The sequence below is a fragment of the uncultured Methanobrevibacter sp. genome, from assembly GCF_902764455.1.
Classification (GTDB): domain Archaea; phylum Methanobacteriota; class Methanobacteria; order Methanobacteriales; family Methanobacteriaceae; genus Methanocatella.
The window spans coordinates 42,909-58,508 of sequence record NZ_CACWVY010000003.1 but is presented as its reverse complement, the minus strand read 5'-3'; the positions used below and the strand labels follow the sequence as shown (position 1 = coordinate 58,508).

At 31.9% G+C, this 15,600-nt stretch carries 11 protein-coding genes; 6 read left to right on the top strand and 5 right to left on the bottom strand.

Features of this window, described 5'->3' with window-relative positions; translation table 11 throughout:
- Positions 1–93: 93 nt before the first annotated feature.
- Genes QZU75_RS01415 through QZU75_RS01400 form a run of 4 tightly spaced genes read left to right on the top strand, consistent with a single transcriptional unit; the run spans position 94 to position 3,062 of the window.
- Positions 94–1,248, top strand: coding sequence for an amidohydrolase family protein (locus QZU75_RS01415; RefSeq protein WP_296881163.1), 1,155 nt, complete (start codon positions 94–96; stop codon positions 1,246–1,248).
- A gap of 41 nt (positions 1,249–1,289) precedes the next feature.
- Positions 1,290–1,712, top strand: a complete 423-nt coding sequence (locus QZU75_RS01410) for a universal stress protein (RefSeq protein ID WP_296881195.1) — start codon at positions 1,290–1,292, stop codon at positions 1,710–1,712.
- A gap of 41 nt (positions 1,713–1,753) precedes the next feature.
- Positions 1,754–2,593, top strand: a complete 840-nt coding sequence (locus QZU75_RS01405; protein ID WP_296881162.1) for a CBS domain-containing protein — start codon at positions 1,754–1,756, stop codon at positions 2,591–2,593.
- 10 nt (positions 2,594–2,603) lie between these two features.
- The gene (locus QZU75_RS01400) at positions 2,604–3,062 is read left to right on the top strand and encodes a hypothetical protein (protein ID WP_296881161.1); all 459 of its coding nucleotides are present in this window, start codon (positions 2,604–2,606) and stop codon (positions 3,060–3,062) included.
- Between the two features lie 139 nt (positions 3,063–3,201).
- On the opposite strand, the gene QZU75_RS01395 is transcribed toward QZU75_RS01400, so the two are convergent.
- From QZU75_RS01395 to QZU75_RS01385, 3 genes are read right to left on the bottom strand one after another with little or no spacing between them, the layout of a single operon-like run.
- Positions 3,202–3,861 (bottom strand): TfuA-related McrA-glycine thioamidation protein, encoded by a 660-nt coding sequence (locus tag QZU75_RS01395; protein ID WP_296881160.1) that lies wholly within the window; start codon positions 3,859–3,861, stop codon positions 3,202–3,204.
- Positions 3,862–3,865: 4 nt separating this feature from the next.
- Positions 3,866–5,071, bottom strand: coding sequence for a YcaO-related McrA-glycine thioamidation protein (locus QZU75_RS01390; protein WP_296881194.1), 1,206 nt, complete (start codon positions 5,069–5,071; stop codon positions 3,866–3,868).
- Entirely contained in the window at positions 5,072–5,713 is a 642-nt protein-coding gene (locus QZU75_RS01385) for a site-2 protease family protein (protein ID WP_296881159.1), read from the bottom strand.
- A gap of 116 nt (positions 5,714–5,829) precedes the next feature.
- Between QZU75_RS01385 and QZU75_RS01380 the strand changes: the two genes are divergently transcribed.
- On the top strand, positions 5,830–6,846 hold the full coding sequence (locus QZU75_RS01380; protein ID WP_296881158.1) for an aminopeptidase P family protein: 1,017 nt from the start codon (positions 5,830–5,832) through the stop codon (positions 6,844–6,846).
- Positions 6,847–6,870: 24 nt separating this feature from the next.
- On the opposite strand, the gene QZU75_RS01375 is transcribed toward QZU75_RS01380, so the two are convergent.
- Positions 6,871–7,242, bottom strand: coding sequence for an ATP-binding protein (locus QZU75_RS01375; protein WP_296881157.1), 372 nt, complete (start codon positions 7,240–7,242; stop codon positions 6,871–6,873).
- A 144-nt stretch (positions 7,243–7,386) separates the two neighbouring features.
- On the bottom strand, positions 7,387–7,686 hold the full coding sequence (locus tag QZU75_RS01370) for an STAS domain-containing protein (protein WP_296881156.1): 300 nt from the start codon (positions 7,684–7,686) through the stop codon (positions 7,387–7,389).
- An 89-nt stretch (positions 7,687–7,775) separates the two neighbouring features.
- On the opposite strand from QZU75_RS01370, the gene QZU75_RS01365 reads away from it, so the two are divergent.
- Positions 7,776–15,596, top strand: coding sequence for a non-ribosomal peptide synthetase (locus QZU75_RS01365; protein ID WP_296881155.1), 7,821 nt, complete (start codon positions 7,776–7,778; stop codon positions 15,594–15,596).
- The last annotated feature ends 4 nt before the right edge of the window (positions 15,597–15,600 follow it).

The following is a 15,600-nucleotide window of genomic DNA, read 5'->3' as shown; positions in this document are numbered from 1 at the left end:
TCAACACTGCTATTAGTTGTATATTGTCACTTTCAATTAAATAAATGTAGTGATGAAAAATTTTATTAATAAAAAAAATTAGATTTTCCTTTAATGTTTACTGTATCAAATGGAATTATACTAAAAGGTCAGAATCTTGTTGCCTCCAAGGAAAATATTGTCGTTGACGATGGTAAGATTATAGAAATAGGAAAAGACTTAAAAGAAGGAAAAATAATTGATGCAGAGGGGGCCGTAGTTTGTCCTTCATTCATAAATGGCCATATGCATATTGGAGATTCAATAATTAAAGATGAAGGTTATGGATTGTCTTTAAGTGAAATGGTCAAGCCTCCAAATGGTGTAAAACATATTGCTTTGGCAAATGCAACAGATGAGGAATTAACACTTGCTATGCAGGAATCAATGTGGGATATGGTCAATTCTGGAACTACTCATTTCATTGACTATCGTGAAGGGGGAATTAAGGGGGTTAAACTTCTTAAGAAAGCTTCTAAAGATATTCCTATCAAACCGATAATTTTAGGTCGTGACGATAGTTTTTATGGTGATAATCCTGATTTAAAGCAAGTTAAGATTGCTATTCGTAGGCTCCTGAAAGTTGCTGATGGAATTGCTCCTAGCGGTTTTGGTGAAATTACAGAAGATGTTGCAAGATTAATTGTTGAGGAATGTAAAAAACAGGATAAGATATCGTCAATTCATGTAGCTGAATCAGAATCAAATCAGATTGAATCCCTGGAGAAATTTGAAAAAACAGAAATCGAAAAAGGGGTTAGCAATAACTTTAATCAGCTCGTTCACATTACCAATCCTAAAAATGATGACTTGGATTTGATTTTGAAATCTAATTCAAACGTTGTTGTCTGCCCTAGAGCCAATGCAACATTGAATGTCGGTGTTTGCAGGTTAAATGAAATGTTAAAGCTTGGCATAAAGCCATTGCTTGGAACTGATAATGTAATGCTCAACTCTCCAAATATGCTTAGGGAATTGGAATTTACTTTAAAATTAATGTCTGTATATTATAGGGATTATATTAGTCCAAAAGACCTATTAAAAATGGCTACTACAAATGTGTGCAGTTTTAATGTGAATAATATCATACAAAAAACCTCTATAAGTGAGGGTAATTTTGCTGAATTTGTTATTTTCAAATCTTTTTCTAAAAATCCATATCTTAATATATGTAATCGTTGTGAAACGAAAAATATATTATATATCATTAATAAAAAATGTATTGTATAATATCATGGATATAAATCTATATATTATGGGAGATGTTAATGATGTATAAAAAAATATTGGTCCCCACTGATGGATCAGAATTCGCAAAAAAAGCTCAAAAACATGCACTGTTTCTTGCAAATGTTACTGGAGCTGAATTAATTGCTGTGAGTGTCACAGAAAATAATTTTGTTAACGGGCTTCCATTGGATGATGAAGTATACCAGTTAAATCAATTATTAAAAGAAAGATCTGAAGAAAATCTTGAAGAGTTCGATAAATTAAATGAAAATGATTTAAAGATAACTCATATAATTAAAGAAGGTTCTCCTGCTAGTTGTATTTTGGAAGTTGCAGCAGAAGAAGATGTTGATTTAATAGTTATGGGTAGTTCTGGTAAATCTGGTTTTGATAGATTTATAATGGGTAGTGTAGCAGATAAAGTTGTAAACTCAGCTAAATGTGCAGTACTCGTAATTCATTAAATATTATCATTTAATTATTATATTTGTTATAAGGTGTTTATATGTTAGTTAAAAGAACAATGTCTAAAAATGTAGTTAGTGTTTCCGTTCCTGGGAACAGGGAAAAAGTTTTAGACTTAATGAGAAAAGAAAATAAGGCAGTACTTCCTGTTGTTAAAGAAGATACTGATATTTTAGTAGGACTAGTAACTCGTTCTGATTTAATTAATAATCCTGATGAAGAACAAATTGCAATGTTGATGAGCAGAGATTTAGTTACTGTTAATCCTGGTGATGATGTAGTTGTTGCCGCTCGCAAAATGATGGAAAATAATGTGAGAAGGGTTCCTGTCGTTAATGATGATGGTGAATTAGTAGGTATTATTACTTCATTTGATTTAGTATCCAAAGCTTTAACAAAAATTGAAATAAACGATGCTGTTGAAGAATATATGATTACTACTGTTCCAACTACTTGGGAAAAAGCTCCTTTAAATGTTGCTTTCGAATCTATGAATCAATTTGGTTTAAAATCAATTTTAGCTTTAGATGATGATGCTAAACTTTCAGGTATTTTAACTGAAACTGATTTCATTTCTGAAATTGAAATTATTTCTGAAAGAAGTGAACACAGTTCCACTGTTGGTACTGAAGGTGATAAATGGTCATGGGATAGTACTTCTGTACTGTACATCGAGAAGAACTTAATAAAATTCACAGACAAAGTAGTAAGTGATGTTGCAGTTGGAAATGTTGAAGTAGCTAACTCCAAAACTAAAGTTTCAGACTGCGCTAAAAAAATGAAATCCTTAAACATTGAACAAATTCCAGTAATTGGTGTTGAAGGAGATTTAGTGGGTCTTGTCAGAGCTAGTGATTTAATTAAAGCATTAGTGGACTAATTGTGATATAATGGCTGTTAGTCCGGTATTAGTAATTAAAGTAGATGATAGTACGGTTTGTGTTCGTGCAAGATTATATGATGATTTTTCAGAACATGTAATTGTCCTAAACTCTGTTATTACTTACTGGTGGGCTAATAACCTGCCCCCAGCTACTAAATTTTTAGAACTTTTTGATTCAGTAATCAAAAGAACTATCAATGAAATAATGCCTCATAAGTCCCTTGAATTAAAATATGATGTTCGAGCCAATCATGTTCTTGATGAGGCTTCTGAAATTGAAATTACTCTGAATAGTGTTGTAGCTGATGATACTGGCTTTAAAATCGATGGAGATACAATTTCTTTAACTGGAATTCGAAAAGTTGATAGTGATTTTGAAGAAAATGAATTTACAACCAGTTTTGATTTGAAACTTGAAACTCCTGATATTGTTTTGAAAAAATATCTTGAAATGAAGGATGATTAAACCTTCATTATTCTAATTTTATGATTATTTAAAATGATGGTTAATCTAAAAACTATTATTTTAATTTATCATTACTTTATTTTAATAACATTTAACACTTAATTCTTTGTTTAATTTTCGATTAGTGTATATGAATTTCTTAAGATTTGATAAGTTCATCTTGTATGAAGTGAAGCAGCTCTTTTGCATCTTCTTTTTTAATGTCCGGTGATGTGCGAATAAAATCAATGAGTTTGTCTTTTTTATCGGGACTTAAACTGGATTGTGCTAAAGTTTGAGAATAGTTTCTGTGAGGATAATATGTCTTTTTGGCAATTTCACGCAGTTCTGCTTTTTCTTCTGTGGTGATGATGTTTTTATCTGCTGCATTTTCAAAAACATAATTCATGTTAATTAGTGGTTCTGATAATGCTTCCAATGTTTCGCAATCAAGCATCACAGCAACATCATCATCGGAATCAACTTTTCCGCTTGCATATTGTTCATAAACATAGCCTATTCCAACCATACCTAAACTGTCAAGCTCTGATGCTCTAAGTGCTCCCATACTTGATGCACCATAAACTTTAATTCCTCTTTTTAAGACATTTAAAATTTCCTTATGTCCTACAGCAGAGTTTTGGTGAAAAACTCCGTCGATTATTGCAATGATATCTGGATTTTCTTTTAAAGCTAAACTTAATTCTCCTCTTTTAATAGGTCTTTTGTAAATTACTTCAATGTCCTCGTGTGAATCTAAAATTTCTTTTGCTTCGCTGAAAGGAAGTGATAATCCTGTATAAACAATAATCTTTATCATTTTATCATATTTTTAAAAATCTGTATCCTGCTCTTGACTGGTCAATAGCATAAATTTCCATTTCAGGAATTATGACTCTAACAACACTGATGTCCAATTCAGGTCTTGTCAAATCAGTGTAGAGAATCTTTTCAATGTCATTTGCCATCAGTTCATCTTTAACAATTTCAATGTCTTCAGTAATTGATGTTGTTGATTTGTTTTCGATATCTGATAGATTTATTTTATCCTCTTCCTGCCTGAAATAATATTTATTGATGCGCTTCATTCGTTCATAACCGGCTTCACGTGCAAAATCAGCTCTAACGGTATCTTCTCTGGCTCCGTTGATTTGTGTTGCTCTGCTTTGTGCAACTTCAGTAAGCGCCCTTAAAATTGCAACTTCAGGATCAAGATGTGTTCCCATTCCCAATGTGAGAAGTCCTGCATCTTTAGTCACGGTGTCATCGGCAGAAGCAGCTATTGTTGGAACATTAATGTCAGCAGTAAAATCCATTAATTTGATTTTAATTCCTTTACTTTCAAATTTATCAAGAGTATCATTAACAACATTGCTTTCAATACTGTTTAAATCAATTTGAGCATAGTTTTTATGGGTTAACTCAAAAATGCTCCATGCGTCCCTTTCAATAACTTCAAATATTCCATGTAAAATGGCTTCTTCCAAAATGTTTCCGGATGCCAGACCATTGGTATTTGATTTGAATAGGCTCCGGGTGGATGCATCGTTAATGTATGGATGATAAATTGCATTGGTTGGAATAAAATAATCTTTATCTGAAATTATATCATGTGAAATGCTCCATTCCAAATTCAAATTAGAGAGGTCTTCCTTTTCAAATTCTTTGGGAAGATTCAGGGATTTGGGATCAATATATTCTCCTTTTTCAGAAATTTCTTCTATGGTTGCATTCACAGTTTCGTCGGATTCCTGCCTTTCGGCGGAATATCTCTCAAAACCTTCCATCATTGCTGATGCTTTAGCATGGTCTTTTGAAATTCCTTTCCCTCCATAAATACTGACTGCACCATCTTCGGCAGTAGGTCTGATAGCAGTATATATGGGAAGTCCAATCCTGTCCAAATCTGTAATATCTGCAATACGGGTAATTCCTGCTATTTTTAATTTATCTTCTGTATTTTCAATGGTTTTTTTGGGAGCAATTACTCTGTGAGTTCCCTTAAAGTATGTAAGTTCTTCATTCATAATTTAGAATCCTATAATTAATCTAATAATATTTTCAACACCTATTGTCATTGACATATATGTCATTATTCCTGCAATAGCGATTGTAATAAGCCAAATTCCGATATTCCATCGCAATACTTTTGATCCATCAAGGTTTCCAATTGGAAGCAAGTTAAATACCGCAAGAAAACTGTTGATGTTGAAACCTAAAGCACAAATATTTAAGATTAACACTGAAGTCTGTGAGTGAAATGCGGACGGGTAAACTGCAATGCATATTGCTAAAAATATTATTGCAAGAATTATATTGACAACCGGACCTGCAACGGATATTTTACCGTTAATCTCATCAGTCATGTAATTTGCATATGTGTAAACTGCACCTGGTGCTGCAAAAACAAATCCGAAAAATGATGTGATGAGCGCAAAAATTAACCCTTGAGGCCATAATTTAAATTCAGCCCAATAACCATATTTCATTGACACAAATTTATGTCCTAGCTCGTGCAATATGAAACCTGCACCTACACCAACCATAATCATAGGCAATAAGTGAAGTATTGCATTCACATTTCTTCCAGCATTCGCTATTGCAAAACAAAGTGAAATAACAATAAATGCAATTATTAAATCTCTTACTTCGCTACTAGTAAATTTAATCATAATGTTAAAATATCTAATTTGACTTTAATAAAATTATCTTTTTTGAATAATATTTTGTATTTGAACTTTCATGATATTGCTTATTTTTTTATAATACTTTTTCTAAATATTTAAACATGGATTTGCATATTAATAATATTTTAAAAGATTTGGAAAAAGATGATTTTCAAGCTTATCTGCTTACAAAATTTACAAATGTTGAATATATTTCAGGGTATCGACCTACCAGTTTTGCTTTTTGTATTATAAAAGAAAATCCAATAATTTATGCATCCGGAATGGATATGGAACTGGCAGAAAAAAATTCATCGATTGAAGTAAAGGAATATGAGTCTTTTGAAGTTATTGTTAATGAACTAAAAAAAGAAGGAATCAAAAGCTTAGCTATCGAGCCTAGTCTGCCGTTCAGCACATATGTTAGATTTAGGGATGATTTTGATGTAGATTCCAAAACATACATAGACAAACAAAGAATGATTAAAACACCTTACGAGATTGAAAAAATCACAAAAGCAACTGAAATTGCTCAAAAATCATTCCTGCAACTTGACATTTTAAACAATAACTGCACTGAAAAAGAGGTAGCATTTGACCTTGTAAGACATATGATTGAAAATGGTGCTTCAAAGGAATCATTTGACACAATTGTTACAAGTGGTGCTAATTCAAGTCTTCCTCATGCGGTTCCTCAGGATAAAAAATTGTCACAGCCAATTTTAATTGATTGGGGTGCTATTTTTGAAGGTTATTGTTCAGATAATACTCGTACAATAGTGTATACGGAACGCCAGCATGAAATTTGGAACATTGTTGCTGAAGCTCATGACAAAGCAATAAAAGCAGTTAAACCTGGCCTTAAATGTTGTCAAATCGATAAAGTTGCACGTGACATTATTAAGGATTATGGTTATGCAGATAAATTTATCCATTCAACAGGTCACAGTTTAGGTTTGGATATTCATGAAACTCCTGGATTTTCTCTACGCGATGAAACAATAATTGAAAAGGGCATGGTCATTACTGTTGAACCCGGAATCTATCTGGAAGGGGAATTCGGAGTTCGTCTTGAAGACACGGTGGAAGTTTCTAGCAAAGCTAATGTGATTGGAAATCTTCCTTTGAGAATAGATTAAGCAAACTGTTAAGCTATACGGTGTTTATGAATCCACTTTTTTGATAATTTTTAAATGATTTTCACCGTTTATATACTGATAATCAATATTGTCCGCCAGTTCTTTTGTTAAAAAAATTCCCAGTCCTCCAATTTGGGCTTCTTCAACAGTATTTGGAAGTTCAGGATCTTCTTTTAATAGAGGATTGAAAGGAATTCCGTTGTCGATAAATTTCACTGTTAATATTGAATCATTAAATTCAGCATTAACAATTATAAATTCGCTATTGGAATATTCGACAATATTTGCAAAGACTTCTTCAATTATTAGGTTTACTTGGAGATCTTCTTTTTGAATTACTCCAATTATATAATCATTCAAATTATATAATTCGTTGATATCTCGATTTAATTTCATTGATTTCATCTCTATTTGGCAAAATCTTTGACTTCTTTAGGTCTAAAATGAATTGTCATATTAATGCATTAATTAATTTTTTTACTCCATTAATAGTGTTTATGGAAATTCTATAAATTCATGGCTTCTACGAGTCAGAATAGTTTATTCTATGTTAAGGATTTTATCAAAACCTGACATTTTAAATATTCCTTTAACAGTTTCATTGGTATTTTTAATGACAAGAGGAATATTGTTTGGCTTTAATTTTTTTTGAGTTGCAATTACTACTCTTAATCCTGCACTTGAGATATATTCTAAATCCGCAAAATCCAATATTAATGAATCAAAATTTCCCATTTCCTCATTGATTGTATTATCTAAATCTTTTGAAGTTATTGTGTCTATACGTCCTTCAATAGACAATGTTAATTCTTTTCCATTATAATTTTTTTCAATATTCATAATAATCCCTTACAATTAATATTAAATAATACATTTTTATATATTTTGGGTTACATATATTTTACTAATATAAATATTTTGGTGAACTTATGGTATTATTTGATTTATCTTCTAGTCAGAAAATGTTATTATTTTCTGAAATGAACAATCCTCAAAATGATTCATTCTATCTAAAATTCAGAAAGGATTATGATTTAAATGATTTTGAGTATGTAAAATCTTCAATTGAAATTATTTCGCGGAATTATCTTAATTTACAGATAAAATTTGATGAAAGCGGCGATTTCAAGCAATATTATGAAGATGTTGTTGAAACAAATGTTGAAAGTTTTGAAGTGACTGAAGACATCGGTGAATTTATTAAGGATTATCTGGAAGATCCTTTTGATGATATTTTCGATGCTCCTTTATATAAATGGGCAGTTTTAAAAACCGATTCCTCAACTGTTCTCATTGGTGTTGTTCAGCATATTTTGCTTGATGGAACTTCCTTGTTTTCAGTTGTTCCGCAGGAAATTGAAAAATGTATGAATTGCCTTAAGAATAATGAGCAGTACATTCCAATTGATTATTCATATGAGACTTATGTAAATGCTGAAAAGGATTATCTTGAATCTGCTGAAGCTGATGACGATAAAAAATATTGGTTGGATTCATTAAAAGATTATTCTCAGGACTGGTATTCATTCGATGAATCTCAATTTGGGTTCTTTGAGGTGCTTCTTGAAAAGATTCCAGAATTTGATTATTCCCCATTTGTTACTGCACTGGCACTGAATTTCTTATACATTGCAAAATCCAAAAAAGATAATGCACAGTTTGCTGATATGGTTTTCAACACTTCAGTTCATGGCAGATACTTTGGTCAGGAAGAAGCATTGGGAATGTTTGTAAATACTATTCCTTTAAGGTTAAAATATGATGAAGAATTGACCTTTGATGAATTGCTTGCTTATTCCAAATCAGTTTTAAAAGAAGGTTTGGGACATGCAAAATTACAATTCAGTGAATATACAACCGATTTAAGAAATGAGGGTATTGATCCTGATTGTATTTCAATGATTTCAATCGTTTCAAACTCAACCAATTTCGACTCAAAATTCCTGACACTTCAAAAAGATATCAAATTCCCATTGCATTTTAGAATAAATAAAAATTATTCTGATAAAGATGGTTTGCAGTCTATATTCATAGAATATGATAAATCTTGTTTTGTAGAAATGGAAATACGCGAAATTGCAAGTGGCCTTAATGATTTGGCAAAACAGGTCAGTGAAGATTCTTCTATAAAATGTAAAGATTATCATGTCAATGTAATTGACTTTTTCAAAGGAGAAAATTACTATAATAATTTAATTAATTCCTTTGATAATCCAACTGCAATTTCTCCTGATGTTAATGATGATGAAGTAATTTTCAATAAAATTTCCAAAGCAATTGATATTGAAAAATTAAAGGACCTGGCTAATAAATATCATTTATCAAAAGATAAAGTGCTGCTGGCAACTTTCTTGTATAATTTAACTAAATTTTCATTTTCAAAAGACATTCTGATTGCTTTTAATCGTACTGCTGCAGGATATCATTTCAACACAGATTTGACTGTTAAAGAATATTTTGAAGATTTCAAAACTTATTTCAAAAATTACAGTAATTATCCATTATTGAATAATAAAAAACTGAACTTTGAAAGCGAAATTTTATTCTTTGTTGATGATTATTCCAAATCCAGAGATTATAAATTAATCTTTAATTTTGAAAGCGGAAAAATCAATATCCGCTATGATGAATCATTTTATTCAAAAGAATTAATGGAAGCATTCCTTGATGCAATGGATGTTTTAATCGACAGATTTGCTTTCACAGATTCATTGCTTAAAAACATTTCTATTAAAAGAGAACTTGAATTGGATGAAGGATTTGAAATTGAGCTTGCAAATGAAGGAATTGTAAATAAGGTATTTGAAAATATCGCAGCTGAAAATCCTCAAAAGACAATCCTTTATGCTGAAGACTGCGAACTCACATATGATGAATTAAATAAAAAAGCCAATAAAATCGCCAATGCTTTAATCAAAAGAGGAGTTAACATTGAAGACAGAGTAATGTTCATGATGAGGAGGAACAGTGATTTGATTGCTGCAGTTTTAGGTATTGTTAAAGCGGGAGCAGCATTCATTCCGATTGATCCGAATTATCCAAAAAACAGGATTGAACAAATTCTTGACGACAGTGACTCCAAATTTGTCATAACCAGTTCTGAAATTGACTATGAAGGTGAAAATCGGATAGATGTTGATGAACTCCTCAAAGAAGATGATGATTCCAATCCTCAAATTGAATTAACTCCTGATAATTTATGTTTCCTGATTTATACTTCAGGTTCAACAGGAAAACCAAAAGGGGTAATGATTACTCACAGAGGAATTACAAACTATGTTGCCAATGTTGAGGAAAATGTTCCGATTTATGAGCTGAATCACAAATGCAGTAAGTTCATATCCATTTCCACAGTTTCATTTATCGTATTCCTAAGGGAAATATTCGGTACAATTTTAAATGGTCTGCCTGTTGTATTTGCTAATGATGAACAGGCAATGGATCCGTTGGAATTAGTTGAATTATTCAATGCAACTGATGCTGAAGGATTCGGTTCCACACCTACCAGATTACTTGAATATCTTCAAATTGAAGAAATCCAGGATGTTGTTGGAAAATGTAATGTGATTATTGTAGGTGGGGAAGGATTCCCTCCAGTGTTATATGACAGACTTACAAAATACACTGATGCGGATATTTACAATTCATACGGACCAACTGAAGTTACAATTGCATCACATTATAAGCTGATGGATTCCAATAAGGTCACTGCAGGTTGGAAAATGCTTAATGTAGTTGATAAGATAATGGATATCGATGGAAATCAATTGCCTGCTCATGTGACTGGAGAAATTTATGTTGGTGGAGCTGGAATTGCAAGAGGCTATTTGGGCAATGATGAACAGACTCAAAAGGTCTTTTTAACCTTAAATGATATTCCATATTATAATACTGGAGATTTAGGTAAACGGGATGATAATGGAGAATTGTATGTTTCAGGACGTAATGATACTCAAATTAAACTTAGAGGTTTGAGAATTGAGCTGTCTGAAATCGAAGGAGCTATTGCGAATTATGAAAATGTCACTCTTTCAAAAGTTGTTGTTAAAAAGATTAATTCTATTGAACATCTCTGTGCTTATTTCACAGCTTCATGTGATATTGACATTGATGATTTAAAACAGCATTTAATAGATTCTTTACCTGAATACATGGTTCCGTCATATTTCACACAGCTTGAAGCGTTTCCTAAAACACCTAATGGTAAAACTGACTTTAAGAATTTACCTGACCCTGAAATTAATGTTGATGAATTCATAAAACCTAGAACAGATATAGAAAAAGAATTATTTGATATTGTCTCTGAAATTTTAGGAATTGATGAATTTGGTGTAAACACTGATTTATTTAACATAGGTCTGACTTCTTTATCTGTAATTAAATTAACTTCTGCAATTTATAACAATTTCAATGCACAGTTGAATGTTACAGAAATATTGAGATACAAAACCATCGAAAAAATTGCATCTGAAATTAAAATTGAAGATGACGTTGCTGGTGAAGTTCAGGAATTGTATCCGTTAACTTCAAATCAGCTTGGTGTTTACTTTGACTGTATTAAAGATCCTGAAAATACTGCTTACAACCTTCCAAAGAAAATGGAATTCAGTGAAGGTATTGACGTGGATAAACTCAAATCTTCAATAGTCAAAGCTATTGAAAATCACCCATACTTAAAAACAAGGATAGTAATGGAGAAAGGTGAAGTTTATCAGCAAAGAAGAGATAATCTCAAAGTCGATGATTTAATTGAAACAGTCGATGAAATTAATTTGGATGAATTTGTCACCCCATTTAAACTTGATGAGGGACCATTATTCAGATTCAAGATAGTTGGAAATTCAATGCTGCTTGCTGATTTCCACCATATTATTGTTGATGGAACATCTCTCAATATTTTGTTCGATGAAATATCCAAAATATATGATGGAAAAGACTATGATTTAGAAGAACTTGACGGATTTGAATATTCATTAAATGAGATAAAAACAGAACAGTCCAGTTTATATGAGGAAGCAAAATTGTTCTTTTCAAATAAAATTAAAGAGTTTGATGATGCAACAGTAATTACACAGGACATTAACGGTGATGAATCACAGGGTAAGGCTGCAATGAAAGATATTTTCCTTGATAAACAGTCCATTGATGAATTCTGTTCTGAGTCAAACATGAGTCAGAATAATTTATTCCTGGCAGCAACCTCCTTTGTTTTAAACAAGTTTGTTTATAACCGTAATGTATTGATTGCAACTATTACTAATGGTAGATTCAATCCGAACCAGCAAAAAACCTTGGCCATGATGGTTAAAACATTACCTTTAGCATTAAAATTAAATTCTGATTCAAGTCTTAGGGAATACATGGAATATATTAATGGAGAATGGTTAAATGTATTAACTTATTCTTCATATCCTTTAACAGAAATTTCAAATGAATTCGATATCACTCCTGAAATATTATATGCATATCATGGAAAAATCATTGAAGACATTGAAATCGGGGGGATGAAGGTTGAAAGAGAATCTTTGGATTACGAAGGCTTGAAATTCAAAATAAATATTAATGTGGTTGAAGTTGATGGCCAATACAGAATTTTCTGTGAATACAATGACCAGTTATACTCTGAAACCTTAATTAATACATTCCTCGATTGTATTAGAATTGTTTTAAATAAATTCCAAACATTCGATAAAAATACATTAATGAAAGATATTTCCATCATTGAAAATGATGATTGGGGTGTAGATGATTTGGAATATGATGAAATTCCTGAAGAGAGGTTGAATAAGATATTTGAAAAACAAGTTGAACTGCATCCTGATAGAGTAATATTATATGCTACCGACGGTGAATTTACTTACTCTCAATTAAATGAAAAAGCTAATAGAATTGCTCACAGTCTTATTAAAAAGGGTGTTGGTCCTGAAGACAGGATAATGTTTATCTTAAATAGAGATAGTAATGTAATGGCATCAGTATTTGGTATTTTAAAATCAGGTGCTGCCTTTATTCCTGTTGATTCAGAATATCCTTCTGAAAGAATTGAGCATGTTCTAACTGACAGTGAATCTAAATTCATCATTGTTGATGATGTAATTGACAGAAAAGGCATTGATTTAAGCGATTACAGTGAAAACTTATTGGATATTAATGAATTGCTTAAAGAGGCGGATATTTCCAATCCTGATCCTGATGTGCATCCAAACAATATGGCATATCTTATTTACACTTCCGGTTCAACAGGACTTCCAAAAGGAGTTATTCTGGAACATGGAAATATTGCAAACTTTGCATATCCTGATCCGAGAAATGTATGTACATATGAATTGGTGCACAATCTTGAAAAAGAGGATTATAAAGTATTGTCCACAACAACTGTTGCTTTCGATGTATTCCAGCAAGAGTTAATGGGATCTCTTTTAAATGGAGTTCCTATGGTATTTGCAAATGATACTGAATACAAAGATCCAATTGAGATGATGGATTTAATCAACAGGACTGGAGCAAATGTTTATGTTGCTACTCCTTCACGTTTACTCCAATATTTGGATATTGAAGCAATGCAGGAAACTATGTATGGATTTAAAGTTTATATTCATGCGGGAGAACCGTTCTCACCAAGATTATATGATTTGCTTTCCAAAAATTCCAATGGTAAAATCTTTAATATGTATGGTCCAACTGAAACAACAGTTTACTGTAACGGTCAGTTGCTTGAAAGCTCAGACATCCACATTGGAAAAGAATTATTTAATGTTCATGAAATGGTTATGGACTTCGACTCCAATCCATTACCTCCAAATGTTATTGGAGAATTGTATATTGGTGGAAAAGGAGTTTCAAGAGAGTACTTGAACCGTCCTGAGAAAAATGCTGAAAGTTATGAAGTGATTAATGGAATACGGTTTTATCATTCCGGAGACTTTGTTAAAGTCACTGAAAATGGGGATTATTATGTATTCGGAAGAATGGATAATCAGATTAAACTCAGAGGATTAAGAATCGAAATAGGTGAAATTGAAGTGGGACTTTCAAAATATCCTGGAATTAAATCTGTTGCAGTTGTTGTAAAGAAAATTAAAGGCAATGACCACTTATGTGCTTATTTCACAGTTCATGATGATATTAAAGATGAAAATCGTGAAGAAAACGAATATTCCATTGATATTGATGATTTAAAAGCTTCACTTGCTGAAAAACTGGTATATTATATGGTTCCTACTGTCTATATGGAGCTTGATGAAATGCCTCAGACGGTTAATGGTAAAACAGACTTGAGAAACTTGCCTGAGCCTGTCTTAATAACTGAGTATGTTGCTCCTGAAAATGAAATTGAAGCATTCTTTGCTGAGTTATTTGCAGAAATTTTAGGACTTGATGAAGTAAGTGTCACTGACAGCTTCTTTGAGATAGGTGGAACATCACTTTTAGTAACTAAAATCACTATGGAAGCATTAAACAGGAATTATAATCTAAATTATGGGGATGTTTTCTCAAATCCTACTCCAAGAGCATTGTCTGAATTCATCTTATCTGATGAGACAGTTGAGAAAAAATCAGAAATGTCTTATGATTACACTAAAATCAATAATTTGCTTAAGAAAAACAACATTGAATCATTAGTCAATGGTGAATTTGAAGATGATTTGGGCAATATTTTGCTTACAGGTGCTACTGGATTTTTAGGAATACATGTGCTGCATGAAATTTTAGAAAATGAAACTGATGAGATTTACTGTTTCATAAGGGCAAATAAAGTTCTTAGTGGTGCAGAAAGGTTAAAATCATTACTATTCTATTACTTCTCCGATGAATATGCAGAATTATTCGATGAGAGGTTACATGTTATTGAGGGGGACATTACAAGCTTTGAAGACTTTGAAAAGCTTATGCCTGAAAGAATAGATACAATTATAAACTGTGCGGCTAATGTAAAACATTTCTCATCAGGAACAGATATAGAAGACATTAACTTCGGAGGAGTTATCAACGGATTGAAATTTGCGAAAATGAAAAATGCTAAATATGTCCAAGTATCCACATACAGTATTGCTGGTGAAAGTGTTAATAACTATCCTCCTGTTGATGTTAAATTTAAAGAAGATGATTTGTTTATTGGCCAAAAAGTAGATAACCAATATCTCAGCAGTAAATTTTTAGCTGAACGTGCTGTTTTAGAAGCTGCTGTTGATGATGATTTAGATGTTAAAATCATGAGGGTGGGTAACCTGATGGCCAGAAGTTCAGACAGTGAGTTCCAGATTAACTTTGAGTCAAATGGTTTCATCAATCGTTTAAAAGCATTTGTAACCATTGGTAAAATGCCTTATTCAATGTTGATGAATAACGTTGAATTCTCACCAATTGATACAACTGCAAAAGCTATTTTGAATCTGTCCAAAACTCCAAAGGACTGTAGAGTATTCCATCCATATGATTATCATAGTGTAAGCTTCGGTGATATTATTGAAATTATCAGACCTTTAGGATTGGATATTCAGCCTGTTGAGGATGATGAATATCAAAAAGCTTTGGATGAAGCTCTTGCGGATAAAACAAAACAGGAAGGAGTCTCCGGTCTTATTACTTCGATAGGTTCCGGAAAGGTTAAAAAGATTTGGCTTCCTGTTGATAATGTTTATACTATACAGTCTATGTATCGTTTAGGCATTAAATGGCCATTTGTTTCTGAGGAATATATCTATAATTTCATTAAATATCTGGTTGACTTGGATTTCTTCAGTGTTTAGGAGT